This window comes from Streptomyces atratus, assembly GCF_900119365.1.
Lineage (GTDB): Bacteria > Actinomycetota > Actinomycetes > Streptomycetales > Streptomycetaceae > Streptomyces > Streptomyces atratus_B.
Genome location: NZ_FPJO01000006.1, coordinates 306,777 through 329,927 on the forward strand (window position 1 = coordinate 306,777; position 23,151 = coordinate 329,927).

Consider the following 23,151-nt stretch of genomic DNA (forward strand, 5'->3'; position numbering starts at 1 on the left):
TCCGGCGCATTCCGCGCCCGGCCGGGCGGGTACCCCACTCGGTATCACTCGCTTGCGCCCGCCCGGCCAGAAGGTCCGGGCGGCGCCCCGACTGTCACATTCCGGTCTCCTTATCCCGTCCGCAACACCCCGATCACATCATCCTGACAGGAGAACGGCAGTGGAGCGCTCCGACAGCTCAATGCCTCACGCTACGCAACCGTCGACGGCTGCGGCGGCCCCCGCAATCACCACGCGCAGCCCTTCCTCGGGGGCCGCCGGAACGGTCGTCACACTGACCGGCACAGGATTCACCAACGCAACCGCGGTCAAGTTCGGCGGTGCCCTCTCTGCTTCGTTCACCGTGGTGTCCGCGACCGGGATCACCGCAGTCGCCCCGGCCGGTGCCGGCACCGTACAGATCACGGTGACCACGCCCGACGGAACCAGTAACGGCGTGGGTTTCACCTACACGATCGCGACGCCCACGATCAGTTCCCTCGCCCCCAACCAGGGGTCGGTCGAGGGCGGGAACGCGGTCATGCTGACCGGGACCGGCTTCACCGGCGCTACCTCGGTCCGTTTCGGTACCTTGGCCGCCGCGTTCACCGTCGTCTCCGACACACAGGTCACCGCGATCGCCCCCGCCGTGCCCGCCGTGCCCGTCGGCCCAGTGAATGTCACGATCACCACTCCGGGCGGCACCAGCGCCGGGATCCCCTATACATACGTCGCCGTTCCGGTTCTGGGCAGTGTGGCTCCGGCCCAGGGGCCGCTCGCGGGCGGGAACAGCGTCACCTTGTCCGGAACCGGCTTCACCGGTACGACCTCCGTTCGTTTCGGCGTGAACGCGGCGATTGCGTTCACCGTCGTCTCGGCGACTCAGCTGACTGCGGTGGTCCCCACCGGCGGCCCGGGCCCGGTTGCCGTCATGGTTACCACGCCCGGTGGTACCAGCAGTCAAGCCGTCTCCTACTACTACCTCGGCGCACCGGTTCTCAACAGTGTCATCCCCGGCTCCGGTCAGGTGGGCGGTGGCAACTCCGTGACGCTGACCGGGGCAAATCTTCTCCAGGCCACGGCAGTTCGCTTCGGCTCGACGGCGGCCACCGCCTACACCACTCTCTCGGCCACGGAGATCAGAGCGACGGTGCCGCCCGGTGTCAGCGGCACTGTCCCGGTCAACGTCACCACGCCCGGTGGCACGAGCAACAGTGTGGCCTACCTGTATCTGAGTACCCCGGTAGTCGTTGGTCTGGTACCCGACCGGGGGCCGTCGGCAGGCGGGAACACGGTGACTGTCACCGGCTCCGGACTGACGTATACCACCGCAGTGCTGTTCGGGAGTGTGTCTGCCGGCTTCAGCGTGGTCTCCGACACCCAGTTGACGACCACGGCGCCACCCGGCGCGGTGGGCGCGGCAACCGTCACGGTCGTCACCCCCGGTGGCACGAGTATCGGCGTTCCCTACACCCGATTTGGCTCACCCGCCATCTGAGCGGTCCGGTCGGCTCGCCTTGGGGTCTCCATGCATTCATGAGCACGCTTGCGTCAGATGCTCGCTCCTCCGACCTGACCCGGCCCAACGGGCACGACTTGCCGAGATCCGCGACAACTTGATCGCCCGAATCGCCGAAGCCGAGACGGAAGGCCGGCTCGGCAAGGTCGAAGGTCTCCAGGTCAGCCCGGCTGGCGCCGAGGAGAAGCTCCGCCAGCTCGACCGGGGCCACGGGCAGCATACGGCCGTGGACCTTGGCATCCCCACCACGAGTGGTGATCGATGAACCCACGAAGGCGGGCTGCCGCATGGCCCTCAACCAAGAATCAAACGCCCTTCAGAACACGATCAAGTGCCGCCCGGCCTGCAGGTCCCCAGTTCGGCTTGCCGCCGGGAAGGCCCCGATCTCCGTTCTGCCCCATGAGCATCAGGAAGAGGCTCTTCATAGCGGCCAGCCCGCGGGCGCGCCGGATCGCCGCCTCGTCTGCACGCGCGTACGTGTCGAAGAACCGTGAGGCCGTGCCCGCGGGTAGCAGCACCCATGCGGCGGCGAGGTCCCACGCCGGATCGCCGGCGAACATGCAACCGAAGTCGACGATGCCCGAGAGCGTTCCGTCCGAGACGACGACGTTCGCGGGATGGAGGTCGCCGTGCACCCACACCGGCGGGCCCTCCCACGCGTGGGCCGCAACGGCGTCGTCCCAGACGGCCCGGACGTCGGCAGCGATGTCGTCGGGGGCAACGGCCTGGAAGAAGCTCTCGAAGTCGTCCGTGCAGTTCCTGGGATGGGCACCGCGGTCCGTAGTGATTGGCGCCTCGGCGGGCGCCTCCACATGGAGCGCCTGGAGGAAGCTCGCCAGCGTATCGGCCGCGTGGTCGCCGCGGCTGATCGATCCGTGGTCCAGCGGCTCGCCGGGAACCCACGTCATCACGGTCCAGTGCTTGGGGAAGCGCTCGGACGGTTCGCCGAGCCGCACCGGGGTCGGCACCGGGAGCGGCAGACGCGGGGCCAGCATGGGTAGCCACCGCCGCTCGTTGAGCTGGAGCTCCGGGGTGGGGTCCATGCGCTGCATGCGCACGGCCAACTCGTCCCCGAGGCGCCACATTTGGTTGCCCCAGCCGCCCGCCACCTCGCGGATGGCCAGCCCTGCAAGGTCTGGATGCTGCTCCTGCAGCAGGTCGCGGACCAGGTCTGCGGTGATCTCGATCTCGGTGTCGGTCATGCGAAGTCACAGTACTGAGGCGGCAGGCGGAGCGGCTCTCACTCTCCGGAACGTCTCGCTGTGATTCCTCTGGCATCACCAATTCGGTTTCAGAGAGCTGCAGATCAGAGGCTTTGTGCCGGAGCGGCCCCAAAGTTCAGAGACCGAAGCAGGCCAGGGATGGCTCGGTGAAATCGAAGGGCTCCAAGTCAGCCTCGCCAGCGCAGAGGAGAAGCCGGCCCAGCTTGACGCCGAAACGACTCCGTCAACGTCAGGTGACCGATCCCGGCGTGCCTGGCTTCAGCCAGATCGCGACACGAATCAGTACAGCAGGAGGACCTTCAAGTTGCTGACCTTCAAAGCGTGGTGTCGTAGAGCCGGCGGATGGTGACTCTGCAATGACGTCTCGTCAGCCGATGTCCCTGGCGCCTCGTGCTGGCGGTTCACAGGCCGAGGCCCAGCAGCCGTAACAGATTCCCTGGGTGGCCGGGCACCATGGTGGGGATTCGTCCGATCGACGATGGCGCATCTGTTGCCATCAATGGGTTCCCCAGCACCCTGATCCGGCTGCATCCGATTGGGCTGGGCGGGCCGGATCAGGGTGAACGTACCGTCAGTCCTCCAGGCGAACCGGCATCAGGATCGAGAAGGCGCCCTCGTCGTCGGGCCGGCGGATCGCGATCGGCGCTGTGGGGGTGCCGAGCTCCAGAATCAGTCGGTCCCGGGCGCCGGCGGTCAGAGCGTCCAGCAGGAACTTCCGGTTGACGGCGACTCGGTTCGGGTCTTCGGCACCCTCAGTACGGAGGGTCACCGTGCCGCCCTCCTCCACCCTGAGCACGCTGAGCTCGTGCGCTCCGGCTTCTCCGGAACGGACAGGACCGGTCTCCAGGGCCTTCCGGAAGGCCGCCACCTCGACGACGACGCAGCGCCCTACGGCCTGGGGAAGGAGGCGACGGTAGTCGGGGAAGTCGTGGTCGAGGCACTGACCGGCTGCCTGCCGTCCCCCAGCCTCCAGTGCCACACGGTCACCGTCGACAGAGAGCCGTACGGGTCCCTCACCGTCCAAGAGCGCCCGCATCGCGTCGGCGAGCGGTGTGGGCACGATGACCTGCACTCGGCTCCCGTCGTGCCCGGCGATACCGGCCTGCGCGACAGCCATTCGGTACCGGTCGGTGGTCACGACGTGGAGGCTCTCGCCCTCGATGTCGAACAGGACCCCGCCGAGCATCGGCAGCTCCGGGTCGGTGCTCGCCGCGAAACGAACCGTGTCCAGCGCGGCTGCCAGTTCGGGCGCGGCGATGGACAGCCGGACGGTGGCGATGCGGAGCGAAGTCATGACATTCTCCCTGTGATCGAGTAGGGCTCGGAGCGCGGAGAACTCGCTGCGGGCCTCGGACAGTCCCTGTTCGAGGCGGCGCAGGTGCGCCTTCAGCAGTTTGCGGACCAGATCGGTGTCCACGCCGGACCAGCTGGCCAGCACCAGCCGGATGTCCGCCAGCGGCATCCCGGACCGGCGCAAGCGGGCCAGCAGCCGGGCCTCTTGGAGCTGCTCGGGTTCGTACCAGCGATATCCGCTCACCGGATCCACCCAGGCCGGGACCAGCACACCGGCACGGTCGTAGAACCGCAGGGCGCTCACGCCCAGGCCGCTGTCGCGGGCCATCTCACCAATGCTGCGCATGTCGTTCTCCACACCCAGCACTCTGGACCCTGCACAAGGTCGAGGGTCAACCCGGCTCTGGAGCGGATCGTGCGACAGCGGAAGACGGGTGCTGCGGTCGCCGGCACTGCGCCACGCTTTGAAGGTCGGTAGTTCAGAGAAGAATTCGGTGGCGTCGATATCGTTCGCCGTGGTCATGGCGTCACCGAGCCGCAGCCGGAGCGGGAGCGGGAGCGACTGACGTGGGCGGGCGGCCTTTCACGAGCGGACGGCACAGGGAAGAGCGCACGTACGTACCAGTTGATCATTTGTCTGTAGCCGTTGGCGTGTGTGGGGCGGCACACCGCCAACCGGGGCGGCCCGAGCAGCGGCTGGCACGGCCTCAGCTGCGCAGGCAGCCGGAGCTGCGTTCACCTCCACTCCGCGGAGACGGCGTTGGCCGGGCGCGTGAGGGGTGGGGGCCGGCGCGACCACGATGCCTCGCCGACTCACGAGGCCAGGGTCCCGGCCTGCCGCCGCCGACCGGCAGCGGCGACCACCGCCACTGCGAACGGCACGAGCAGACCGGCCCGGTAACCGTCCAGCAGCGCGGCAGGAGTCTCCGTGTGCGTGGCGGCCACGCTGACGGCGGTGACTGCGGAGAGCCCGAGGGCGGCACCGAACTGGAAGGCGGTGTGGAGCAGACCGCCCGCGAGCCCCTGCTCCTCCTCAGCGATCCCTTCCGTGGCCACGATGGTGAGCGGGCCGTACGCCAGTGCGAAGGCGAACAGCATCGCCGAGAGGTTCGCCCGCACCAGGGGGCCGTTACGGAAGATGCCCAGGCGTACCAGGGGCTCGGCGGAGCGCCGTTCGATGACCCGTCCGTCGTTACGCGGCGAATCCGATGTTGGTGACGTACTCGTACTGGCCCCACTGCGACCCCAGGTCGACGATGACGTCCTCCCAGGCGTCGTCCAGGCCCTGCTGATCGCCGGATGCCCAGGCCTCGACGATGCGGTCCCAGCGGCGGACATTCATCGTGCGGTACTCCACCACCCGCTGGAGCGGTCGCGGCACCTGCGACTGGTTGAGCGGATGGATCTCCACCCGCGTCCCGCCGCCGGCGTTCAGACGTCGGAGCAGGTGCCGGGCGACGTTCCGGCGGCGCACCCGGCGGTAGGCGGCGTCGATGCGTTCCAGGTTGGCGTTCGACGGCCGGCGCTTCTCGTCCAGCCATGCCTTCAGCGTACGGTCGGTCACCGTGAGTCCGGCGTCCCTGGCCGCCTTGCGGCTGTGGTCGGTCCGGGTCAGGTAGTGCAGCCGGGCCATCAGGCCGCGCTTCACCGTCACCGGGGTGACGATGCCGTCCGCCAAGTAGTCGAGTTTGCGTGCGACGGCTTCGCTGCCCTTGATGCCCCGGGCGCCGAACTTCCCGAAGTCGATGGTCCTCTCGGGCATCTACTCCTCCTCCCCCGGCAGGTCCTCGGTGTCGTCGGTGTCGTCGGTGTCCTTGGTACCCGCGGTGTAGATGTCCTTCGTCTTGACCTCGGTCACGCCGCGGCCCTCGGTGAAGACACGGTGCCAGTCGCCGATGACGTGAAGTTCGTCGGTGCCCATCGCGCGTACGACGGTGAGTCCCTCGTCGTGGGCCTTGAGGGCCTTCATCCAGAGGTTGGAGAACGCCTGGCTGCGGATGATGTGCATCCAGTCCGGGCGGTAGAGCTCGCGGTTGTAGTTCGACTCCCCCATCGTGGAGACGAACTTCGAGTACATCGCCTTCACGTACTCCAGCGTCACCTCGTCGTCCTCGGCGATCGCCGTGTCCCGGGCGTCCTTGAGGGCGACGCGGAACTTCTCCAGCAGGTTCTCCGTCGCACCGGACGTGTAGGACTCGTGGATCTCCGGGGGCGCGCACAGGGCGTGCTTCGGGCCGGAGAGGCGCAGCAGGAGGCGCAGGGTCGGTTCGGTGACCCACAGCGGGCCGGGCTCGTCCCGGTTGCCGATCGGGTTGGGCAGCACCGCCCCGTGTTCCCATGCGGGCGGGGTGATCAGGTGGACACCGGCGCGGCGGCGGTCGTGGGCGAAGCCGGTGGTGTGTTCCAGCTGGCCGAGCGGGAGATGGGTCTTCAGGGCGGAGAGGTAGGCGCCGTTGATGTCGAGTGCGGTCACCTCGTGGCGGCCGGGCGGCAGTTCGCGGCGGGTCCACTTCGGGCGCGCCTCCCAGATCTGGTCCGCGCCTCTGGAGGTCTGCTTGCGCAGGACGTCCGGGATCCACGGGTGCGCGACGATGTCGTACCGCGCTCCCTTGCGGGTCTCGTCCAGCAGTCGCATCGCGTCCGGGATCGCCCGCTTCAGCAGTGCCGCGAGGGCCGCGTCGACGTCGCCCCGGTGCTCGGCGAGCGCCGCCCGGACCGTCCGGCCGATCAGGTCCCCGGGCCCGGACTGCTCCTGGAACGCGCGCTTGGCCGGGCCCCGGGAGGGCCGGGTCCCGGGCGACGTGGTGGTGGCCTGTGCGGCGGTGGGTTGCGTGGTGATGGGCGGTGCGGCGACGACTGGACGGCAGTCGGCCGGGTCCAGGTGCTGGGCGAAGCCCGCCACCCGGTGCCTGGCCGGTGATCCGCACAGCACACACGGCTCGGCGGTGGCGAGGGACTCCACCTCGTCCCCGGCCTCGTCGCCGGTCTCGCCCCTGGCCTCGTCCTCGTCCCCGTCTTCCGCGTCTTCCGCGGGCGTCGCTTCCTGCGCCGTCCCGGTGGTGAACTTGGCGGCCAGTCCGTCCAGCAGATACGCGTACTTGGCTCGGATCTCTTCCGCCGGGTCGCGGCCGCTCTCCCACGCGCCGACGGTGCTGGGGCTCACGCCGAGCGTACGGGCCACCTGGGCCTTGGAGAGCCTGGCCCGCTCCCGCAGCTCCCGGCGGACCTCCGGCGGCGGGAGCTCGGCCTGCGGACCGACGGCCGCGAGCAGCGCGTCGATGGCGTCGAAGTCACTCACCGGAGCGCTCCCTTCGCGGCGACTGAAGTGTCATGGGGCCCGTCAGATGTAAGTGACGGGGTTACGGGACAGATGCGGGCTACTGGTCGGGCGGCCGACGCGGGGGTCGTCGCGGAGGAGCTCGCCCTCGAGAGCGTATCGGTCACCGTGCTTGGAGATGCCGATGATCCTGGCGACCGCGAGGACCGTGCCCTCGGTGTTGATGATCTGCACCTCGTCCTGCGACAGGGCCCGGTCGGCGTTGAACTTCCAGATGCCCCGGCCCGCTTCCCACGCCTCGTCCTCGCTCATGCCCCGGCGCCACCCGAGGGTGGTCCGCATCAGGCGGTCGTCCTGGTCCGCCGCGCGCTGGGGGCCGATCTGGATCTGCAGCACCCGTCCACCTCCCGGGGAATACTGTCCAACTTGTTGCGAAGTTACCACCCGCATAACTTCGCAACAAGTTGGACAGTATCCGGCCCGCCGGCGGGGCTCCCGGGGCGACAGCGTCGGTGATGCCCCGTCAGGGAGCCGCGGGCGCGCCGTCGGAGTGGGGCGCGGCGGGCGGCGGTGAGCCCTTCGGCGCGTCATGAAGGAGCCGGACCACCACCCGGAGAAACTCTCGCCATGACCGACGCACCGAAAGCAGTACTCGAAGGCGGCCCGGGCGATCTCCCCAACCGGATCGTCCCCCTCACCGCACCTGGGCCCGACATCAAGATCTCGTTCCGTGGTGGGTACGAACACTTCAGGGCCACGTCGCGCCACCAGGAAACAGCCGAGGGGACGTTGCCCGTCTACGAATGGTGGGAGCGCACGGAAGTCCCCGGGTGAAGACGTTCCCGCCCCGGTTCTCCAGCCCTTCGGTTCTTCGACACGGCCTTCACCCGGCCCCGCGCTCCGGCCGGCGAGGCACTTGACCCAGGCGAGACCGCCCGGCGGCATCGCGGTGGTCGAGTCGGCCGAAGGCCCGCTCGGCCACCCGACGCCACCCGACGCCACGGGATGCCGCGGTGACGCCAGAGCTCCCACCCAGATGGCGCCACGCTGGCATTACCATGACGCCATCCCAAGCCGCGCCCCCATTCGAGCGGCACCAAGTCGCACCAGAATTTCAGAGAAGTCCCAGCTCAGAGACGCACGCGCCACGAAAGAGCCAACATGGCTCGCCATGGCGCCATTCGTGTGCCATGATGGCGTCATGGACCTCACGCCCTACGTCGACAACCTCCGCCAAGAACTCGCCGTCGCGGCGGACGCCGGCGGTGACGAAGCCCGCGCCCTGGCCGAGCGGCTCACCGCCCCCCTGGAGTCCGCCACCCGGCTCACCTTGCTCAACGCGCTGTCCGCAGCCATGGGCGAGGTCACCCGGGAGCTGGCGCCCGGCTCGGTCGACGTGCGGCTGCGCGGGCTCGACCCCGAGTTCGTGGTGACGCCGCCGCCCGCGCCCGAGCCGTTCCAGGAGGCGCAGACGTCGGCCACGGCCCCCGCCGCACCCACGCCGCCACCGCCGCCCGCGGACGCCGACGACGGCGCGATGGCGCGGATCAACTTCCGCCTCCCCGCCCACCTCAAGGGCCGCGCCGAGAACGCCGCGGCGGCGGAGGGCCTGTCGGTCAACGCCTGGCTGGTGCGGGCCGTGTCCACCGCCCTCGACGGCGGGGAGCGCGCAACCCCGCCGGGCCGCGGCAAGGACTCGGGCGGCCGGGGCTTCACCGGCTGGGTCCGCTAGGGCGTGTTTTAGAAGTCCCGCCTGTCCCGCGGGGTCTGACACGCACGCTCGCCGCGTTGCCGAAATGCCCTGGTAGCTCCGCTACAAGGGCACCCCGGCGCCTTGCGATCGCACGCGCCAGACCCCGCGGGACCCGCCCTCCGGGCGGACGACGCTACTTCTAAAACACGCCCTAGGGCCTTCCGTTTGGGTCGAGCCCGGCCTGATCCAAACGAAAGGGCCCTGGGGCCTGTCCGGCGGATCAGGGTCGTACAGACCTTGGGGCCCGGCCCGGCCCACCCCACTTTCACCGGCGGATCGCCGATCCGGCCGACGTAACTCTTCACCCGCCCCACCGGCGGGATCACCCAACCAAGCCACGAGGACGGGACAGCCATGCCTGCTTTCGAGACCCCCGAACCGATCTCCGCCACCTTCGAACTGGAGGTCGGCACCGCCCGCATCACCGCGGGCAAGCGCACCGACACGGTCGTGGAGGTGCTGCCGCGCAACGGATCCGACGACAACGACGTACGCGCCGTGCAGCAGACCCAGGTCACCTGCTCGGGCGGCCGCCTCACGGTCAGGACACCCAAGAAGCGGTCCCTGTTCGGCAAGCCGGGCGCCATCGAGGTGAGCGTCGAACTGCCCGCGGAGTCGGATCTCCGGGGCACCACGGCCATGGGCGGCTTCTTCTGCGATGGCCGCTTCGGGGAGGTCACGCTCAAGACCTCGCTCGGCGACCTCCAGGTGGACGAGGTGGCGGGCGCCGACCTCAAGACCGACCACGGCGACATCCGCCTGGCCCGCTCGACCGGGGATGTCGAAGTCATCGGCTCGGGCCGGATCGAGGTCGGCACGGTGGCCGGCGCGGCGACCGTCAAGAACGGCAACGGCGCGACCGAGATCGACGAGGTCACCGGCGGTCTGAAGACCAACGCGGCCAACGGCGACATCTTCGTGGGCATCGCGCACGGCAGCGTCGCCGCCAAGTCCGCGAACGGCCGGATCGAGGTCGGCGTCGCCCACGCCGGGGTCGACGCGATGTCCTCCAACGGCCGCATCCGCGTCGGCGACGTGACCCGCGGCCGCATCGATCTGCGCACCTCCGTCGGCGACCTCGAAGTGGGCATCCACGAGGGAACCGCCGCCTGGCTCGACCTGAACGCCAAGTACGGCACCGTACGCAGTTCGCTCGACTCCGCCGCCGGCCCCGAGGGCTCCGACGAGACCGTCGAGGTGCACGCCCGTACCTCGGTCGGCGACATCGTCATCCGCCGTGCCTGACCCCGCTAACCCCCAACTCCCCTCCCTCGAAAGGAAAGCGGCATGACCACCACCCAGACATCCGCGCCGACCGCCGAGAACGCGACGGCGTCGGCGATCACCGCCACCGGACTGCGCAAGTCCTACGGCGACAAGGTCGTGCTCGACGGCATCGACCTGAACATCGCCGAGGGCACCGTCTTCGCCCTGCTCGGGCCCAACGGTGCCGGCAAGACCACCACCGTGGAGATCCTCTCCACGCTCATCGACGCCGACGCGGGCGAGGCCCGGGTCTCGGGTCACCATCTGACCGGCGCCGCCGACGCGGTGCGCTCCGTGATCGGCGTCACCGGCCAGTTCTCGGCCGTCGACAATCTGCTGACCGCCGAGGAGAACCTGCTCCTCATGGCGGATCTGCACCACCTCGACCGGCGCGAGGGCAAGCGGCGGGCCAAGGAACTGTTGCGCCGCTTCGACCTGACCGAGGTGGCGGGCAAGAACGCCACCACCTTCTCCGGCGGCATGCGGCGCAAGCTGGACCTGTCGATGACCCTGGTCGGCGATCCGCGGGTCATCTTCCTCGACGAGCCCACCACCGGACTCGACCCGCGCAGCCGGCGCACCATGTGGGAGATCATCCGGAGCCTCGTCGCCGACGACGGCGTGACCATCTTCCTGACCACCCAGTACCTCGACGAGGCCGACCAACTCGCTGACCGCATAGCCGTGTTGGACCACGGCAGGCTGATCGCCGAGGGCACCGCCGACGAGCTGAAACAGCGCATCCCCGGCGGCTACATCCGGCTGCGGTTCGCCGACGCCCAGGAGCTGGACACCGCCGCGGACATCTTCGGCATCGCCACGCGCGACGAGGAATCCCTCACCCTGCAGGTCCCCAGCGACGGCTCCATCCCGCCCCTCCGCGCCGTCCTCGACACCCTGGAGTCCACCGGCGTCCGGGCCGAGTCGCTCACCGTGCACACCCCCGACCTCGACGACGTCTTCCTGACCCTCACCGGTCAGCCCCGCCCCGCCGACACCACCGCATCGCCCGAGGAGAACGTCTGATGGCCACCATGTCCTACGCCGCCAGGGACTCCCGGACGATGCTGCGGCGCAACCTCAAGAAGGCCCTGCGCTACCCGTCCCTGACGCTCACCGTCGTCATCATGCCCATCATGATGTTGCTGCTGTTCAACTACGTGTTCGGCCGCGCCCTGGGCACCGGCATCAGCGGACTGCCCACCGGCAGCGGCGACTACATCGACTACCTGGCGCCCGGCATCATCCTGATGGCCGCCACCTCCGGCGCCCTGACCACCGCGATCAGCGTGTGCGTCGACAAGACCGAGGGCATCGTCAATCGCTTCCGTACGATGCCGATCTCCCCGGCCTCGTTCCTGACCGGCCATGTCGTCGGGGGCGTGATCCAGACGATGACCAGCATCGCGCTCGTCATCGGCGTCGCCCTTCTGATGGGCTTCCGCCCCAGCGCGACACCCGTCGAGTGGGTCGCCGCCATCGGTCTGCTCGCCCTGCTCACCCTCGGACTCACCTGGCTGTCCGCGGGCATCGGCCTGATCGCCAAGAACGTGGAGAGCGCCAGCAACATCCCGATGCCGCTGACGTTCCTGCCGTTCCTCGGCAGCGCCATCGTGCCGACTGATTCCATGCCCACCGGCCTGCGCTGGTTCGCCGAGTACCAGCCCTTCACTCCGATCATCGAGACGCTGCGCGGCCTGTGGCTCGGCACCGAGATCGGCTCCAGCGCGGTCATCGGCCTCGCCTGGTGCGTGGGGCTCTCCCTGGTCGGTTACGTGTGGGCGCGCCGCGCCTTCAGGACCATCGGCAAGCGGTAACCTCCGCTCCTTCGAGGCCGACGCCAAGCGGTAACCCCCGCTCCGCTCAAGCCACTTCACCGACACCCCAGCCGCACCTCGCCCCACGACCACGGAAGGACCCCATGTCGTACGACCCGACGGCCGCCGGCACCACCGCCGACGACATCACCGCCGAAGAGCCGCCCACCCTGCCCACCGACCGGCGCACCGGCTGCCCCTTCGACCCGCCCGCCGAACTCACCGCCCTGAGCGACGAGCCGATGCGCCGCATGCGCTACGCCGACGGACACGTGGGCCGGCTGGTCACCGGCCATGCCGCGGCCCGCGCGATCCTGGCCGACCCGCGCTTCAGCTCACGCTACGAACTCCTGCACCTGCCGATGCCGATATCGGGCGTGTCGGGCGAGCTGCCGCCGGCGCCGGTCGGCGACATCATCGGCCTCGACGCCCCCGAGCACACCCGCTACCGGCGCCTGCTCACCGGTAAGTTCACCGTCCGCAGGATGCGCCGGCTCACCGAGCGCGTCGAGCAGTTAACGATCGAGTGCCTGGACGCCATGGAGCAGGCCGGGCCCGCGGTCGACCTGGTGGAGGCGTTCGCGCAGCCCCTGCCCGCGCTCATGATCTGCGAGCTGCTCGGCGTGCCGTACACCGACCGGGAGCGCTTCCAGAGCCATGTGGCGACCCTCTTCGACCAGACGGCGGATGCCGAGTCGAAGGGCGAGGCCCATATGGCGCTGCTCCAGTACCTGGGAGAACTGGTCCTCGCCAAGCGCGCCGAGCCCACCGACGACCTGCTCAGCGATCTGACCACCTCCGACCTCACCGACGAGGAGCTGGCCGGAATCGGCGGGCTGCTCCTCGCCGCCGGGCTCGACACCACCGCGAACATGCTCGCTCTCGGCACCTTCGCCCTGCTCAGCAATCCCGACCAGCTGGACGCGCTGCGAGCCGACCCGGGCCTCGCCGAGCAGACCGTGGAGGAGCTGCTGCGCTACCTCAGCGTGGCCGACCCGCTGCTGCGGTCGGCGCTCGACGACGTCGAGGTGGAGGGCCAACTCATCGGAGCGGGCGAGACGGTGACCGTTTCCGTGCAGGCCGCCAACCGCGACCCGCGCAAGTTCCCCGACCCCGACCGGCTCGACATCCACCGCAAGGCCACCGGGCACCTGGCCTTCGGCCACGGCGTCCACCAGTGCCTGGGCCAGCAGCTCGCCCGCGTCGAGATGACCGTCGCGCTCCCGGCGCTCTTCGCCCGCTTCCCCACCCTGCGTCTCGCGGCGCCGCCGCAGGAGGTGCCGCTGCGCGACCACTCCAACATCTACGGCGTGATCAGCCTGCCCGTCACCTGGGACAAGGAGCAGACCCATGAGTGACCCACGAGATCCATTGCGGCTCAGCGTCGACCGTGACCGCTGCGCCGGTGCCGGCATGTGCGCCCTGACGGCTCCCGAGGTCTTCGACCAGGACGACGAGGAAGGCCTGGTGGTGCTCCTGCACCCCGCGCCGGCCCCCGAGCACCGGGCCGCCGCCCGGATGGCCGTCGGCCTCTGCCCCGCTGGAGCCATCGCCCTCGACGCCCCGGACTCCACGGACTCGTAGCGACCGTGGCACCGCCCGGACCGAGAACCCCGCACCGCGCACCGGTGGGGGGCTCTCGCGTGTGCGGACCCGTCGTTCGGGAGCAGATGCCGAGGGGCACCTGCCCCGGCGCCGGACGGTCCATCACCTGGTTGAAGTTCTCCATGGCCTCCGCGTACAGGCGGTCGTCGGTACGGGCGAGGCCGGGCATGACCAACACGTCGCCTCACTGTGAAATTCGGTCGTTCACCCGGCGCGCGAGCGCGGGAATCGTGGCGGGAATCATGGGTGGCTGCCGACCGGAGCGGTCCGACCCATCCGGCTTGTCCGGCTCATCCGGCTCGTCCGGCTCGTCCGGCTCGTCGCAGCGAGGCGTGACGCGCCGGACCGTCAGCCGCCCAGCACCACCGTCCGGGACGGTGTCGCCTGCGGCAGGACTACCGGCGAGGCACCGCCCTTCCGGTACTCCTGCGGGCTGACCCCCCGCACCCTCTTGAAGGCCGAACTCAGCGCGAACGCACTGCTGTAGCCGACCTGGTGCGCCACCGCGGCCACCGTGGCGTCCGGTTCGCGCAGCAGGTCGGCGGCCAGGGCGAGGCGCCAGTTGGCCAGGTAGGTCATCGGCGGTTCCCCGACGACCTCGGTGAAGCGGCGGGCGAGGCCCGCCCGGGAGACACCCACCTTGCGGGCCAGCGATTCCACCGTCCACGCATGGGCCGGTTCACCGTGCAGAAGTCGCAGTGCGGGCCCCACCCTGGGGTCGGACCGGGCGTGGTACCAGGCCGGCGCACCGGCGTCCGGCTCGGCGAGCCAGGTGCGCAGCACACTGACGAAGAGCAGGTCGAGAAGGCGATCGAGGACCAGCTCCTGGCCCGGCTCGTCGCGGCCGATCTCCTCGGCCAGCAGGGGTACGAGCGGGGAGTCGTCGAGGGCGGCGGGCCGCACCAGGAGGGTGGGCAGAGCGCCCAGCAGCCGGCGGCCGATCTCGCCGGGCGCCTGGTACGTACCGCTGAGCATGACGGACGAGCCCTGCCCGAGCGGGGCCCCCCAGGTCCGCACCCCCAGGGCCATGGTGTCGGTGACGTCCTCGCCGACGGTGGTGCTGCAGCGCTGATCGGGACCGACGGTGATCTGGACGGGGGTGTCCTGCGCGTCGGCGATCGTGTAGGGGTCGGGGCCGCGCAGCACGGCGATGTCGCCGGGACCGATGAGGGCCGGTACACCGCCGTCGGGCATCACCCAGGCGCTGCCCTGGACCATCGTGGCCAGGGAGATCGGAGCGCGGTCCTCGATGCGGAGCGACCAGGGCGGGTCGAAGACGGACTTGAGCAGGAAGGCGCCGCGCGCCTTCGGCCCGTCCAGGAGTCCGGTGAGCACGTCCATGTGGTGATCCCCATTCGGCTTGATGGCGCGGCGCCGGGCCGAATCCGTACCGGGCACTGTCAGATGGTGCCGGGTGCTGCCGGGCGTTTGTCAGACGTTCCAGACGCCGGTGGCGGCGGCATCCTTCGCGAAGGCCGAGAAGTCGCGCGGCTTGCGGCCGAGGACCTCCTCCACGCCGTTGACGACGCCGGCGTTTCGCCCGTCGAGGATCAGGGCGAACAGGTCGGCGAACTCGACGGGCAGCTCATTCTCCCGCAGGAACGCCCGGTAGTCGTCGAGGGCGACCGGGGTGTACGTGATCTCCCGGCCGGTGACCTGCGACAGTTCGGCGGCCACATCACCGAAGCTCAGCGACCGGGGCCCGGACAGCTCGTACGTCCTGCCGATGTGCTTGTCGTCGGTGAGTGCGGCGATGACGACGTCGGCGATGTCTTCGACGTCCACGAACGGCTCCACCGCGTCGGCGGTCGGCAGCACGAGCTCACCGGCGAGGACGGGCTCCAGGAAGAAGCTCTCGCTGAAGTTCTGGTTGAACCAGCTGGCCCGCACGACGGTCCAGTCGGCGCCCGACTCCTTGAGCTTGTTCTCGCTGTTGACCGCGCCTTCTTCACCGCGTCCGGAGAGCAGTACCAGTCGGCGCGCGCCCTTCTTCACGGCGAGCTCGGAGAAGGCGCCGACGGCTTCCGCGGCTCCGGGGAACCCGAGATCCGGGTAGTAGGTGACGTAGACGGCTCCGACGCCGTCGAGCGCCGCCTCCCAGGTGTTGGGGTCCTCCCACGCGAAGGGCGGTTCGGCGCTACGGGATCCCACGCGCACCGGCAGCCCCTGCGCGGTGAGCCGCTCCGCCACACGGCGCCCGGTCTTTCCGGTGCCACCGATCACCAGAATCGTCTTCGGGCCGGCCCGCTGAATGTTCTGCTGAGTGCTCTGCTGAATGTTCTGTTCGTTCGTCATGCGGATCAGTCAACGCCGACCCCACGAGACGAACCATAGCCACAACGCTCAACTCCATACGCGTGCGTCCAAAGTCAGGTGTCGTCGGTCAGGCGTCGCCCCTGAGCCGGTCGCGCTGGATCCGGTGCGCGAGGGTGCGGCGCACGGAGGCCGATCCGCTGGTGGTGGCCGCCTTCGGGGGGACGTCGAGACCGCGGCTGATCTTGTCGTACGCCTCCTGGTAGCTGCCGGGGATCGTCGCCCGGTGCAGTCTCAGGTCCTTTTCGACGAGGCGTCGCAGCTCGTCGACGTTCTCGGGCGTGAAGCGCTTCTTCCCCCGGGCGATGGCGTCGACGTAGCGGGTGCAGTGGGCGGTGTCGCGGAGGGTCTCCGAGATCTCCTCGGCAAGGGCCCACAGGCGTCCTTCGAGCCATGGGGTGTCGTACTGGTCGAGGGAGAGCTCCATCGGGGGCGACGGTACGTCCGTCCGGTACTTCGCCACGTGTTTGGACACGGCGGGCTGACTCATGGCCGCGAGCCGGGCGATCCTGTCCTGCGTCCAGCCGAGGCCGATGAACAGCTTGATCATTTCGGCGCGCAGTTTCCGCATCTCCTCGCCCGCGCGGATGACTTCGTTCATGTCGGCGAGCATCCGTCCGGCCTGTTCCTCGGTCAGCGCCTCGGGGATCCGGTGCGTGCTCTCTTCGCCTGCCATGACTCGGTTATATACCCCGGGTCCCGCATCGTCATAACCAGGTTGTAGAACCTGGTTATGACTGGCAGGGTCGATGCCCATGCCCACCTTCTTCGCACCTGACGGAACCCGGCTCGCCTACCGCGTACACGGCGACGGCGACCCGGTCGTCTGCGTCCCCGGCGGACCTGCGGACTCCCGCTACCTCGGCGACCTCGGCGGCCTGTCGGCGCACCGCCGGCTGATCGTCCTGGACCTTCGCGGCACCGGGCGGTCCGCGATCCCCGAGGACACCTCCTCCTACCGCTGCGACCGCCTCGTCGCGGACGTCGAGGCCCTGCGCGGCCACCTCGGACTCGCCCGGATCGATCTGCTCGGCCACTCCGCCGGAGCGAACCTCGCGACGCAGTACGCGGCGCGTCATCCGAAGAACGTCGGCCGGCTCGCCCTGGTCGCCCCCGGCACCCGGGCCCTCGGAGTCACGATCACCGGGGAGATGCGACGTGAGCTCGCACTGCTTCGCAGGAACGAGCCGTGGTTCCCGGCGGCGTTCGCCGCCCTGGAGGCGATCACCGAGGGAACCGGCAGCGACTGGGAGGCCATCAGCCCCTTCTTCTGCGGCCGTTGGGACGCCGCGGCGCAGCAGCACCGGGCGGCGAGCAGGCCGGACAACGAGGAGGCCGTCACCCTCTTCGCGGCCGAAGGCGCCTTCACGCCGGATGCCACCCGTGCGGAGCTCGCCGGCTTCGGGGCCCCCGTCCTGCTGCTCGCCGGAGAGTTCGATGTGAACAGCCCTCCCAGGTCGGTGGCCGAGGCGGCCGAGCTGTTCCCCGAAGCTGTACTCGCCGTGCAGCCAGGGGCAGGTCACTGCCCCTGGCTGGACGACGCGGACCGGTTCGTGGCAACTGTTGCGGCGTTCCTGGGGTGAAGCCCGTACTACGCCTTCCTCCTACTGCTGCGCGAAGCGCTCGAACGCCGCGTACAGAGCCGCGCTCATGGCGGCGCTGCCCTTGTGTCCCGAGTCCTCGATGACCACGAGTTCCGCGCCGGGCCAGGCATGGGCGAGTTCCCAGGCCGTGTCGAGCGGTCCGCTGATGTCGAGGCGGCCGTGGATCAGGACGCCGGGGATGCCTGCCAGGCGTCCCACGTCGCGGATCAACTGGCCTTCCTCCAGCCAGGCCCCATGGGCGAAGTAGTGCGAGCAGATCCGTACGAGCCCCAGCATGGCCCGGGGCGGCCTGCTGCCGTACGGGTTGGGTGAGCCGTTCGGCTCCGCGGAGAGGACCGCGTCCTCCCAGGCGCACCAGTCGGTCGCGGCCTTGGCCCGCACTTCCGGGTCGGGGTGCTCCATGCGGCGCGCGTACGCTCCGACGAGGTCGCCGTCCCGGTCGACCTCGGGGACGCCTTCCCGGAACCGCTGCCATGCCTCCGGAAAGAAGCGGCCTGCGCCCCGGTAGAGCCAGTCGATCTCGGAGCGGCGGGTGCTGGTGACCGCGGCGAGCACGATCTCGGACACCCGCTCCGGGTACCGCTCGGCGTACGCGAGGCTGAGCGTGGAGCCCCAGGAGCCGCCGAAGAGCAACCACCGGTCGACGCCGAGGTGTTCGCGCAGCAGCTCCATGTCGGCGATCAGATGCTCGGTGGTGTTGAGCTCCATGTCGGTGCCGGGGTCGGCGGCATGGGGCGTGCTCCGGCCGCATCCGCGCTGGTCGAAGAGGATGATCCGGTAGCGCTCCGGGTCGAAGGACTTGCGCGGGCCCGTCGAGCAGCCCGAACCGGGGCCGCCATGGACGACGAGGGCGGGCTTCCCGTCGGGGTTTCCGCAGGTCTCCCAGTAGATGAGGTTTCCGTCGCCGGTGTCGAGCATGCCGTGGTCGTAGGGATCGATCGGCGGGTACGGGGCTGTCATGTCCGTTTCTCCTCCATCGGGTTCGCCGCAGGCACAAGTCGAACACGATACGCGTGAATCGCTGACGTCACCTGTTTGACCGGTGACGAGCTGCGTGGGACAGTCGTGCACGTTCGGGTCCGCACTTCGGCACGCACGGAGGGCTTCACGTGATCGACAGGCGCACGTTCAGCAAGGCCCTGGGACTGGGCACCGGCACGACCGCCGCTTCCCTGGCGGGCCTGGCGGCCCCCTCGTGGATGTCCTTCTCCTGCCTGGCCGCCGATCTCGGTCTGTAGGGCGGCCCTGGAGCCTGCTAGGCTCACGAGAGCTTTGATCATGCGTTGAGGAGACCAGACATGGTGGGTGACGACGACATCTCGGGGTGATACCCCGACCTGTCAGGCCACCGGCCGATGCCCAGGAGCATCGCCGTCGTGGCCGTTCAGTCGTCCCCTTCTTCCATGTCCCGGGCACCAGTCTCTGCCTGCCCGTATCTCTTTCGAGGTCTCTTCATGTCCGACGCCTCCGTCGTCTGCTCCAACCTGTCCTTCGCCTGGCCCGACGACACCCCGGTCTTCGAGGACCTGTCCTTCACCCTGAGCAGCGGCCGTACGGGCCTGGTCGCGCCCAACGGCTCCGGCAAGAGCACCCTGCTCAAGCTCATCGCCGGTGAGCTGCGGCCCGGCACCGGGTCCGTCTCCGTGGGCGGCACGCTCGGCCACCTCCCGCAGACCCTCCCCCTGACCGGTGACCTCGCGGTCGCTGAGGTCCTGGGCGTCGCCGCGGTCATCCGGGCCCTGGACGCCGTGGAGTCCGGGGACGTGAGCGAGGAACACTTCACGGCCATCGGCGACGACTGGGACATCGAGGAACGCACCCGCGCCCAGCTGGACCGGCTCGGTCTCGCCGATCTCACCCTCGACCGGAGCCTGAGCACGCTCAGCGGCGGCCAGGTCGTCTCGCTCGGCCTGGCGGCCCAGCTGCTGAAGCGGCCCGACGTACTGCTGCTCGACGAGCCGACGAACAACCTCGACCTCGACGCCCGTCACAAGCTCTACGACGTGCTGGAGGACTTCGGCGGCTGCCTCCTGCTGGTCAGCCACGACCGGGCGCTGCTCGACCGCATGGAGCGCATCGCCGAACTCGAACGCGGTGAACTGCGCTTCTACGGCGGCAACTTCACCGAGTACGAGGAGGCCGTGCGGGCCGAGCAGGAGGTCGCCGAGAAGAACATCCGCAACGCCGAACAGGAGCTGAAGCGGGAGAAGCGGGAGATGCAGCAGGCTCGCGAACGCGCCGAGCGCCGCGCGAGCAATGCCGCCCGCAACCTGAAGAGCGCGGGCCTGCCCCGTATCTTCGCCGGGAACATGAAGCGGGGCGCCCAGGAGTCCGCGGGCCGGTCGGGGCAGCTGCACGCGTCCCGGGTCAGCGAGGCCAGGGCCCGGCTGGACGAGGCGGGGCGCGCCCTGCGCGACGAGCAGCGCATCACACTGGATCTTCCGGACACCGACGTGCCCGCCGGGCGCACCCTCGTCCTCGGCGAACACATGCAGGTCCGCCACGCCGGACGGGCCGTGTTCGCCGCACCGGGCGTCGATCTGACCGTGCGGGGCCCAGAACGCATCGCGCTGACCGGTCCCAACGGCGCCGGCAAGACCACGCTGCTGCGGCTGCTCAACGGCGAACTCGGCCTGGACGGCGGGCAGATCAAGCGGGCCGACGGCCGGATCGCGTACCTCTCGCAGCGGCTGGACCTGCTGGATCCGGACCGTACCGTCGCCGAGAACTTCACCGCTTTCGCGCCGCACCGGCCGGAGGCGGAGCGGATGAACCTGCTCGCTCGCTTCCTCTTCAGGGGCCCCCGGGCCCATCTGCCCGTCGGGGTGCTGTCCGGCGGGGAGCGGCTGCGCGCCACCCTGGCCTGTGTCCTGTGCGCCGAACCGGCTCCGCAGCTGCTGCTCCTGGACGAGCCGACGAACAACCTCGACCTGGTGAGCGCGGGCCAGCTGGAGAGCGCGCTGGGTTCGTACCGGGGAGCGTTCGTGGTGGTCGGCCACGACGAGCCCTTTCTGGCCCGGATCGGCGTGGCCCGGTGGCTGCGGCTGGCCGGCGGTGAGCTGACGGAGACGGGAGCGCCCGAGGTGTGAGCCGCTGACGTGCCGACCGGGTCCGCGTCCGAGGTGGGTCACCACCCGGCGGGCCGAACACTGATCACGTCAGGTGGACCACCATGTCTCGACCGGCCCTGCTCGCCCACGACGTCGTCCGCACCCTGGGGACCAAGCGGGTCCTCGACGGCGTCTCCCTCACCGCCTCCCCCGGCCACCGCATCGGGCTGATCGGGGAGAACGGCGTCGGCAAGTCGACGCTGCTGCGTCTGCTCGCCGGAGTGGACGAACCCGATGCCGGGACCGTCACACGCCCGGCCGACCTGGGCTTCCTGCACCAGGAGATGCCGTTCGACGACATGTCGACGATCGCCGACGTGCTGGACGAAGCCCTGCGCGAGGCCCGTGACGACCTGGCCGAGCTCGAACGTCTCACCGAGCGGCTCGCCCATGTCCCGCAGGACTCCCCCGGGTACGCCGAACTGCTCGACGCGTACGGCCGGCGGCTCGAACAGGCTCAGGAGCGGGAGGTCTGGGACGCGGACCGGCGTGCCGCGATCGTGCTCGACGGGCTCGGCCTCGGCGCGTTCCGGCACGACCGGGCGCTCGGCTCCCTCTCCGGCGGGCAGCGCGGCCGTCTGGCGCTGGCCGCTCTGCTGGTCCGGCGCCCTTCGGCACTGCTGCTGGACGAGCCGACCAACCATCTCGACGACGGAGCCGCCGCCTTCCTGGAGGAGCAGGTGCGCGGCCTGCCCGGGGTCGTCGTGGTGGCCAGCCACGACCGGGCCTTCCTCGACGCCGTCTGCACGGATCTGATCGACCTCGATCCGGCCGTGGACGGCCCGGTCCGCTACGGCGGCAACTACAGCGCCTACCTGGCCGAGAAGCGTGCCGAGCGGGAACGCTGGGAGCGGCGGTACGCCGAGGAGCAGGAGGAGCTGACGGCGCTGCGCCACTCGGCCGGTGTGACCGCGCACCGCGTGGCGCCCGACCGGGAGCGGCGCGACAACGAGAAGATGGGGTACGGCCACCGGGGCGGCCGGGTGCAGAGCCAGATCTCCCGGCGGGTGCGCAATGCCACCCGCAGGCTGGACGGGCTGGAGCGCAGGCAGGTCGGTGAGCCGCCGCAGCCGCTGCGTTTCCACGGGACCGCGCTCGCCGTCACCGTTTCGCCCGCCGAGGGGTCGGTGGACGAGGCCCTGGTCTCCCTCCGCGATGTGCGGGTGCCGGGCCGGCTGGCCGTCGGGCGCCTGGACGTACCGGCGACCGAGCGCCTCCTCGTCACGGGAGGAAACGGCGCGGGCAAGTCGACGCTGCTGTCCGTGCTCGCCGGGCGGCTCGCGGCCGAGGGCGAGGTGCGGCGGCGGCAGGGGCTGACGGTGGGTCTGCTGGCCCAGGACACCGTGTTCGGCCGTCCCGACCGGACCGGGTGTGAGACCTACGAGCTCTCGCTCGGCGCCGAGCGGGCGGAGGCGGTCCCGCTGGGCTCGCTGGGTCTGCTGCACGAGGCGGATCTGGACAAGCCGGTCGGCCGGCTGTCGGTCGGTCAGCGCCGCAGGCTCGCGCTGGCGCTCCTGGTGGCGCGTCCACCGGAGCTGCTGCTGCTCGACGAGCCCACGAACCACTTGTCCCCGCGGTTGTGCGACGAGCTGGAGGATGCCCTGGGCACGGGGCCCGGTGCGATCGTCCTGGCCAGCCACGACCGCTGGCTGCGCGGACGCTGGCAGGGCCGCGAGATCCGGCTGCGCTCCGGCCGGGAGCACGGGGAGGGCAGCACGGGGACGACCACCGGTCCGGCAGGTGACGAGCCTTGCTGACGCAATAGTCACCTGCCAGAATGGTGATGTGAATCCGGACCATGTCTTCGTATGCGGAAACCCGTCGCTCGACTTCGCCGCGACACTCCGGGCACGGCGCTCGGTGCGGTTCGAGATGTTCGTGACGCCGGAACGGCTGCGGGCGTGGTACCTGGAATCCGGCATCGTCGACGCGGTCTCCCCCGGCGACCAGGCCGACGTCGACCGCGCGAAGGCCGTACGGGAGGCCGTCCACCAGCTGGTCACGGCCCGTCGGCTCGGTGAGGAGTACACCGACGAGGCACTGGACGTGCTGAACGGTGCGGCGCGCAAACCGCCCGCCGCACCGCAGCTCACCGCCTCGGGGCGGTGGACGGAAGCGACGCCGGACGAAGCCCTGTCCACCGTGGCGCGCCTTGCGGTCGAGCTCCTGAGCGGGCCGGACGTACCCCTGCTCAAGGAGTGCGGCAATCCCGAGTGCACCCGTATCTACATCGACCGCTCCCGGGGCATGCGGCGGCAGTGGTGCGGCATGGAGTCCTGCGGCAACAAGATCAAGGCGGCCGCCTACCGCGCGCGCAAGAAGAGCGCACACGCCGCCGCGGCTGCCGCGCAGTAGGGGCGGCGGCGGGAGTTCCGGACGGCCCCCGCTCCGG

23 protein-coding genes and 1 pseudogene are annotated in these 23,151 nt (G+C 70.2%); 14 read left to right on the top strand and 10 right to left on the bottom strand.

All coding sequences use genetic code 11. The features are described 5' to 3' along the window. The first annotated feature begins 181 nt into the window (after window positions 1-181). Together BT364_RS14075 and BT364_RS42935 are read left to right on the top strand one after the other, a co-directional pair. Entirely contained in the window at window positions 182-1,477 is a 1,296-nt protein-coding gene (locus BT364_RS14075) for an IPT/TIG domain-containing protein (RefSeq protein ID WP_072485528.1), read from the top strand. Window positions 1,478-1,595: 118 nt separating this feature from the next. Further along, the gene (locus tag BT364_RS42935; protein WP_256259765.1) at window positions 1,596-1,763 is read left to right on the top strand and encodes a hypothetical protein; all 168 of its coding nucleotides are present in this window, start codon (window positions 1,596-1,598) and stop codon (window positions 1,761-1,763) included. 40 nt (window positions 1,764-1,803) lie between these two features. Here BT364_RS42935 and BT364_RS14085 read toward each other — a convergent pair whose 3' ends face one another. From BT364_RS14085 to BT364_RS14110, 6 genes and pseudogenes are all read right to left on the bottom strand, one after another. Beyond that, the gene (locus BT364_RS14085; RefSeq protein ID WP_072485473.1) at window positions 1,804-2,700 is read right to left on the bottom strand and encodes an aminoglycoside phosphotransferase family protein; all 897 of its coding nucleotides are present in this window, start codon (window positions 2,698-2,700) and stop codon (window positions 1,804-1,806) included. 592 nt (window positions 2,701-3,292) lie between these two features. Beyond that, window positions 3,293-4,360 carry a DNA polymerase III subunit beta family protein gene (locus BT364_RS14090; RefSeq protein WP_072485474.1) on the bottom strand — a complete coding sequence of 356 codons (1,068 nt, stop codon included), beginning with the start codon at window positions 4,358-4,360 and terminating at the stop codon, window positions 3,293-3,295. 467 nt (window positions 4,361-4,827) lie between these two features. Then, window positions 4,828-5,196: pseudogene (locus BT364_RS14095) on the bottom strand (hypothetical protein); the annotation flags it as partial. 10 nt (window positions 5,197-5,206) lie between these two features. Then, complete coding sequence (locus BT364_RS14100; protein WP_072485475.1) at window positions 5,207-5,776, bottom strand: transcriptional regulator; 570 nt, start codon at window positions 5,774-5,776, stop codon at window positions 5,207-5,209. Continuing rightward, window positions 5,777-7,312, bottom strand: coding sequence for a helix-turn-helix domain-containing protein (locus BT364_RS14105; protein WP_072485476.1), 1,536 nt, complete (start codon window positions 7,310-7,312; stop codon window positions 5,777-5,779). It lies immediately after the preceding gene. Between the two features lie 42 nt (window positions 7,313-7,354). Beyond that, a complete protein-coding gene (locus BT364_RS14110; RefSeq protein ID WP_072485477.1) occupies window positions 7,355-7,687 on the bottom strand; it encodes a hypothetical protein in 333 nt (110 codons plus the stop codon). A 231-nt stretch (window positions 7,688-7,918) separates the two neighbouring features. Between BT364_RS14110 and BT364_RS14115 the strand changes: the two genes are divergently transcribed. From BT364_RS14115 to BT364_RS14145, 7 genes are all read left to right on the top strand, one after another. Further along, window positions 7,919-8,125, top strand: coding sequence for a DUF5988 family protein (locus BT364_RS14115; RefSeq protein WP_072485478.1), 207 nt, complete (start codon window positions 7,919-7,921; stop codon window positions 8,123-8,125). Window positions 8,126-8,492: 367 nt separating this feature from the next. Continuing rightward, entirely contained in the window at window positions 8,493-9,023 is a 531-nt protein-coding gene (locus BT364_RS14120; protein WP_072485479.1) for a hypothetical protein, read from the top strand. A gap of 375 nt (window positions 9,024-9,398) precedes the next feature. Next, a complete protein-coding gene (locus tag BT364_RS14125) occupies window positions 9,399-10,289 on the top strand; it encodes a DUF4097 family beta strand repeat-containing protein (RefSeq protein WP_072485480.1) in 891 nt (296 codons plus the stop codon). A 42-nt stretch (window positions 10,290-10,331) separates the two neighbouring features. Beyond that, complete coding sequence (locus tag BT364_RS14130) at window positions 10,332-11,336, top strand: ATP-binding cassette domain-containing protein (RefSeq protein WP_072485481.1); 1,005 nt, start codon at window positions 10,332-10,334, stop codon at window positions 11,334-11,336. Continuing rightward, window positions 11,336-12,127 carry an ABC transporter permease gene (locus BT364_RS14135; RefSeq protein WP_072485482.1) on the top strand — a complete coding sequence of 264 codons (792 nt, stop codon included), beginning with the start codon at window positions 11,336-11,338 and terminating at the stop codon, window positions 12,125-12,127. The genes BT364_RS14130 and BT364_RS14135 overlap by 1 nt, the downstream gene beginning before the upstream one ends. Window positions 12,128-12,231: 104 nt before the next feature. Next, window positions 12,232-13,485 (top strand): cytochrome P450, encoded by a 1,254-nt coding sequence (locus tag BT364_RS14140; protein WP_072485483.1) that lies wholly within the window; start codon window positions 12,232-12,234, stop codon window positions 13,483-13,485. Further along, window positions 13,478-13,711: a ferredoxin gene (locus BT364_RS14145; protein WP_177328126.1), complete on the top strand. Its 234-nt coding sequence runs from the start codon at window positions 13,478-13,480 to the stop codon at window positions 13,709-13,711. Before BT364_RS14140 ends, BT364_RS14145 begins: the two co-directional genes overlap by 8 nt. 369 nt (window positions 13,712-14,080) lie before the next feature. Here the strand turns inward: BT364_RS14145 and BT364_RS14150 are convergent, their stop codons facing one another. The 3 genes from BT364_RS14150 to BT364_RS14160 all read right to left on the bottom strand — a co-directional run bounded on the left by BT364_RS14150 (window position 14,081) and on the right by BT364_RS14160 (window position 16,721). Next, window positions 14,081-15,073 carry an AraC family transcriptional regulator gene (locus BT364_RS14150; RefSeq protein ID WP_072485485.1) on the bottom strand — a complete coding sequence of 331 codons (993 nt, stop codon included), beginning with the start codon at window positions 15,071-15,073 and terminating at the stop codon, window positions 14,081-14,083. A gap of 90 nt (window positions 15,074-15,163) precedes the next feature. Then, window positions 15,164-16,027, bottom strand: coding sequence for an NmrA family NAD(P)-binding protein (locus tag BT364_RS14155; RefSeq protein WP_177328127.1), 864 nt, complete (start codon window positions 16,025-16,027; stop codon window positions 15,164-15,166). 88 nt (window positions 16,028-16,115) lie between these two features. Then, on the bottom strand, window positions 16,116-16,721 hold the full coding sequence (locus tag BT364_RS14160; RefSeq protein WP_072485486.1) for a hypothetical protein: 606 nt from the start codon (window positions 16,719-16,721) through the stop codon (window positions 16,116-16,118). A 79-nt stretch (window positions 16,722-16,800) separates the two neighbouring features. Here BT364_RS14160 and BT364_RS14165 point away from each other — a divergent pair, with 79 nt between their 5' ends. Beyond that, on the top strand, window positions 16,801-17,628 hold the full coding sequence (locus BT364_RS14165) for an alpha/beta fold hydrolase (RefSeq protein ID WP_072485487.1): 828 nt from the start codon (window positions 16,801-16,803) through the stop codon (window positions 17,626-17,628). Window positions 17,629-17,649: 21 nt separating this feature from the next. Here the strand turns inward: BT364_RS14165 and pip are convergent, their stop codons facing one another. Continuing rightward, a complete protein-coding gene (pip, locus tag BT364_RS14170) occupies window positions 17,650-18,609 on the bottom strand; it encodes a prolyl aminopeptidase (protein ID WP_072485488.1) in 960 nt (319 codons plus the stop codon). 149 nt (window positions 18,610-18,758) lie between these two features. Between pip and BT364_RS42940 the strand changes: the two genes are divergently transcribed. The 4 genes from BT364_RS42940 to BT364_RS14185 all read left to right on the top strand — a co-directional run bounded on the left by BT364_RS42940 (window position 18,759) and on the right by BT364_RS14185 (window position 23,114). Then, window positions 18,759-18,887, top strand: a complete 129-nt coding sequence (locus BT364_RS42940) for a hypothetical protein (protein ID WP_256259767.1) — start codon at window positions 18,759-18,761, stop codon at window positions 18,885-18,887. 216 nt (window positions 18,888-19,103) lie between these two features. Continuing rightward, window positions 19,104-20,738 carry an ABC-F family ATP-binding cassette domain-containing protein gene (locus tag BT364_RS14175; protein ID WP_072485489.1) on the top strand — a complete coding sequence of 545 codons (1,635 nt, stop codon included), beginning with the start codon at window positions 19,104-19,106 and terminating at the stop codon, window positions 20,736-20,738. Window positions 20,739-20,821: 83 nt separating this feature from the next. Further along, window positions 20,822-22,516, top strand: coding sequence for an ABC-F family ATP-binding cassette domain-containing protein (locus BT364_RS14180; RefSeq protein WP_072485490.1), 1,695 nt, complete (start codon window positions 20,822-20,824; stop codon window positions 22,514-22,516). Between the two features lie 28 nt (window positions 22,517-22,544). Further along, complete coding sequence (locus BT364_RS14185) at window positions 22,545-23,114, top strand: CGNR zinc finger domain-containing protein (RefSeq protein ID WP_072485491.1); 570 nt, start codon at window positions 22,545-22,547, stop codon at window positions 23,112-23,114. The last annotated feature ends 37 nt before the right edge of the window (window positions 23,115-23,151 follow it).

Excerpts from the sequence above, each read along its gene's own strand:
- BT364_RS14135 (WP_072485482.1), top strand. The coding sequence starts at position 11,336 with ATGGCCACCATGTCCTACGCCGCCAGGGACTCCCGGACGATGCTGCGG.
- BT364_RS14075 (WP_072485528.1), top strand. The coding sequence starts at position 182 with ATGCCTCACGCTACGCAACCGTCGACGGCTGCGGCGGCCCCCGCAATC.
- BT364_RS14100 (WP_072485475.1), bottom strand. The coding sequence starts at position 5,776 with ATGCCCGAGAGGACCATCGACTTCGGGAAGTTCGGCGCCCGGGGCATC.
- BT364_RS14175 (WP_072485489.1), top strand. The coding sequence starts at position 19,104 with ATGTCCGACGCCTCCGTCGTCTGCTCCAACCTGTCCTTCGCCTGGCCC.
- BT364_RS14155 (WP_177328127.1), bottom strand. The coding sequence starts at position 16,027 with ATGACGAACGAACAGAACATTCAGCAGAGCACTCAGCAGAACATTCAG.
- BT364_RS14125 (WP_072485480.1), top strand. The coding sequence starts at position 9,399 with ATGCCTGCTTTCGAGACCCCCGAACCGATCTCCGCCACCTTCGAACTG.
- BT364_RS14180 (WP_072485490.1), top strand. The coding sequence starts at position 20,822 with ATGTCTCGACCGGCCCTGCTCGCCCACGACGTCGTCCGCACCCTGGGG.
- BT364_RS14130 (WP_072485481.1), top strand. The coding sequence starts at position 10,332 with ATGACCACCACCCAGACATCCGCGCCGACCGCCGAGAACGCGACGGCG.
- BT364_RS14145 (WP_177328126.1), top strand. The coding sequence starts at position 13,478 with ATGAGTGACCCACGAGATCCATTGCGGCTCAGCGTCGACCGTGACCGC.
- BT364_RS14085 (WP_072485473.1), bottom strand. The coding sequence starts at position 2,700 with ATGACCGACACCGAGATCGAGATCACCGCAGACCTGGTCCGCGACCTG.
- BT364_RS14160 (WP_072485486.1), bottom strand. The coding sequence starts at position 16,721 with ATGGCAGGCGAAGAGAGCACGCACCGGATCCCCGAGGCGCTGACCGAG.
- BT364_RS14150 (WP_072485485.1), bottom strand. The coding sequence starts at position 15,073 with ATGGACGTGCTCACCGGACTCCTGGACGGGCCGAAGGCGCGCGGCGCC.
- pip (WP_072485488.1), bottom strand. The coding sequence starts at position 18,609 with ATGACAGCCCCGTACCCGCCGATCGATCCCTACGACCACGGCATGCTC.
- BT364_RS14115 (WP_072485478.1), top strand. The coding sequence starts at position 7,919 with ATGACCGACGCACCGAAAGCAGTACTCGAAGGCGGCCCGGGCGATCTC.
- BT364_RS14090 (WP_072485474.1), bottom strand. The coding sequence starts at position 4,360 with ATGCGCAGCATTGGTGAGATGGCCCGCGACAGCGGCCTGGGCGTGAGC.
- BT364_RS14165 (WP_072485487.1), top strand. The coding sequence starts at position 16,801 with ATGCCCACCTTCTTCGCACCTGACGGAACCCGGCTCGCCTACCGCGTA.
- BT364_RS14140 (WP_072485483.1), top strand. The coding sequence starts at position 12,232 with ATGTCGTACGACCCGACGGCCGCCGGCACCACCGCCGACGACATCACC.
- BT364_RS14120 (WP_072485479.1), top strand. The coding sequence starts at position 8,493 with ATGGACCTCACGCCCTACGTCGACAACCTCCGCCAAGAACTCGCCGTC.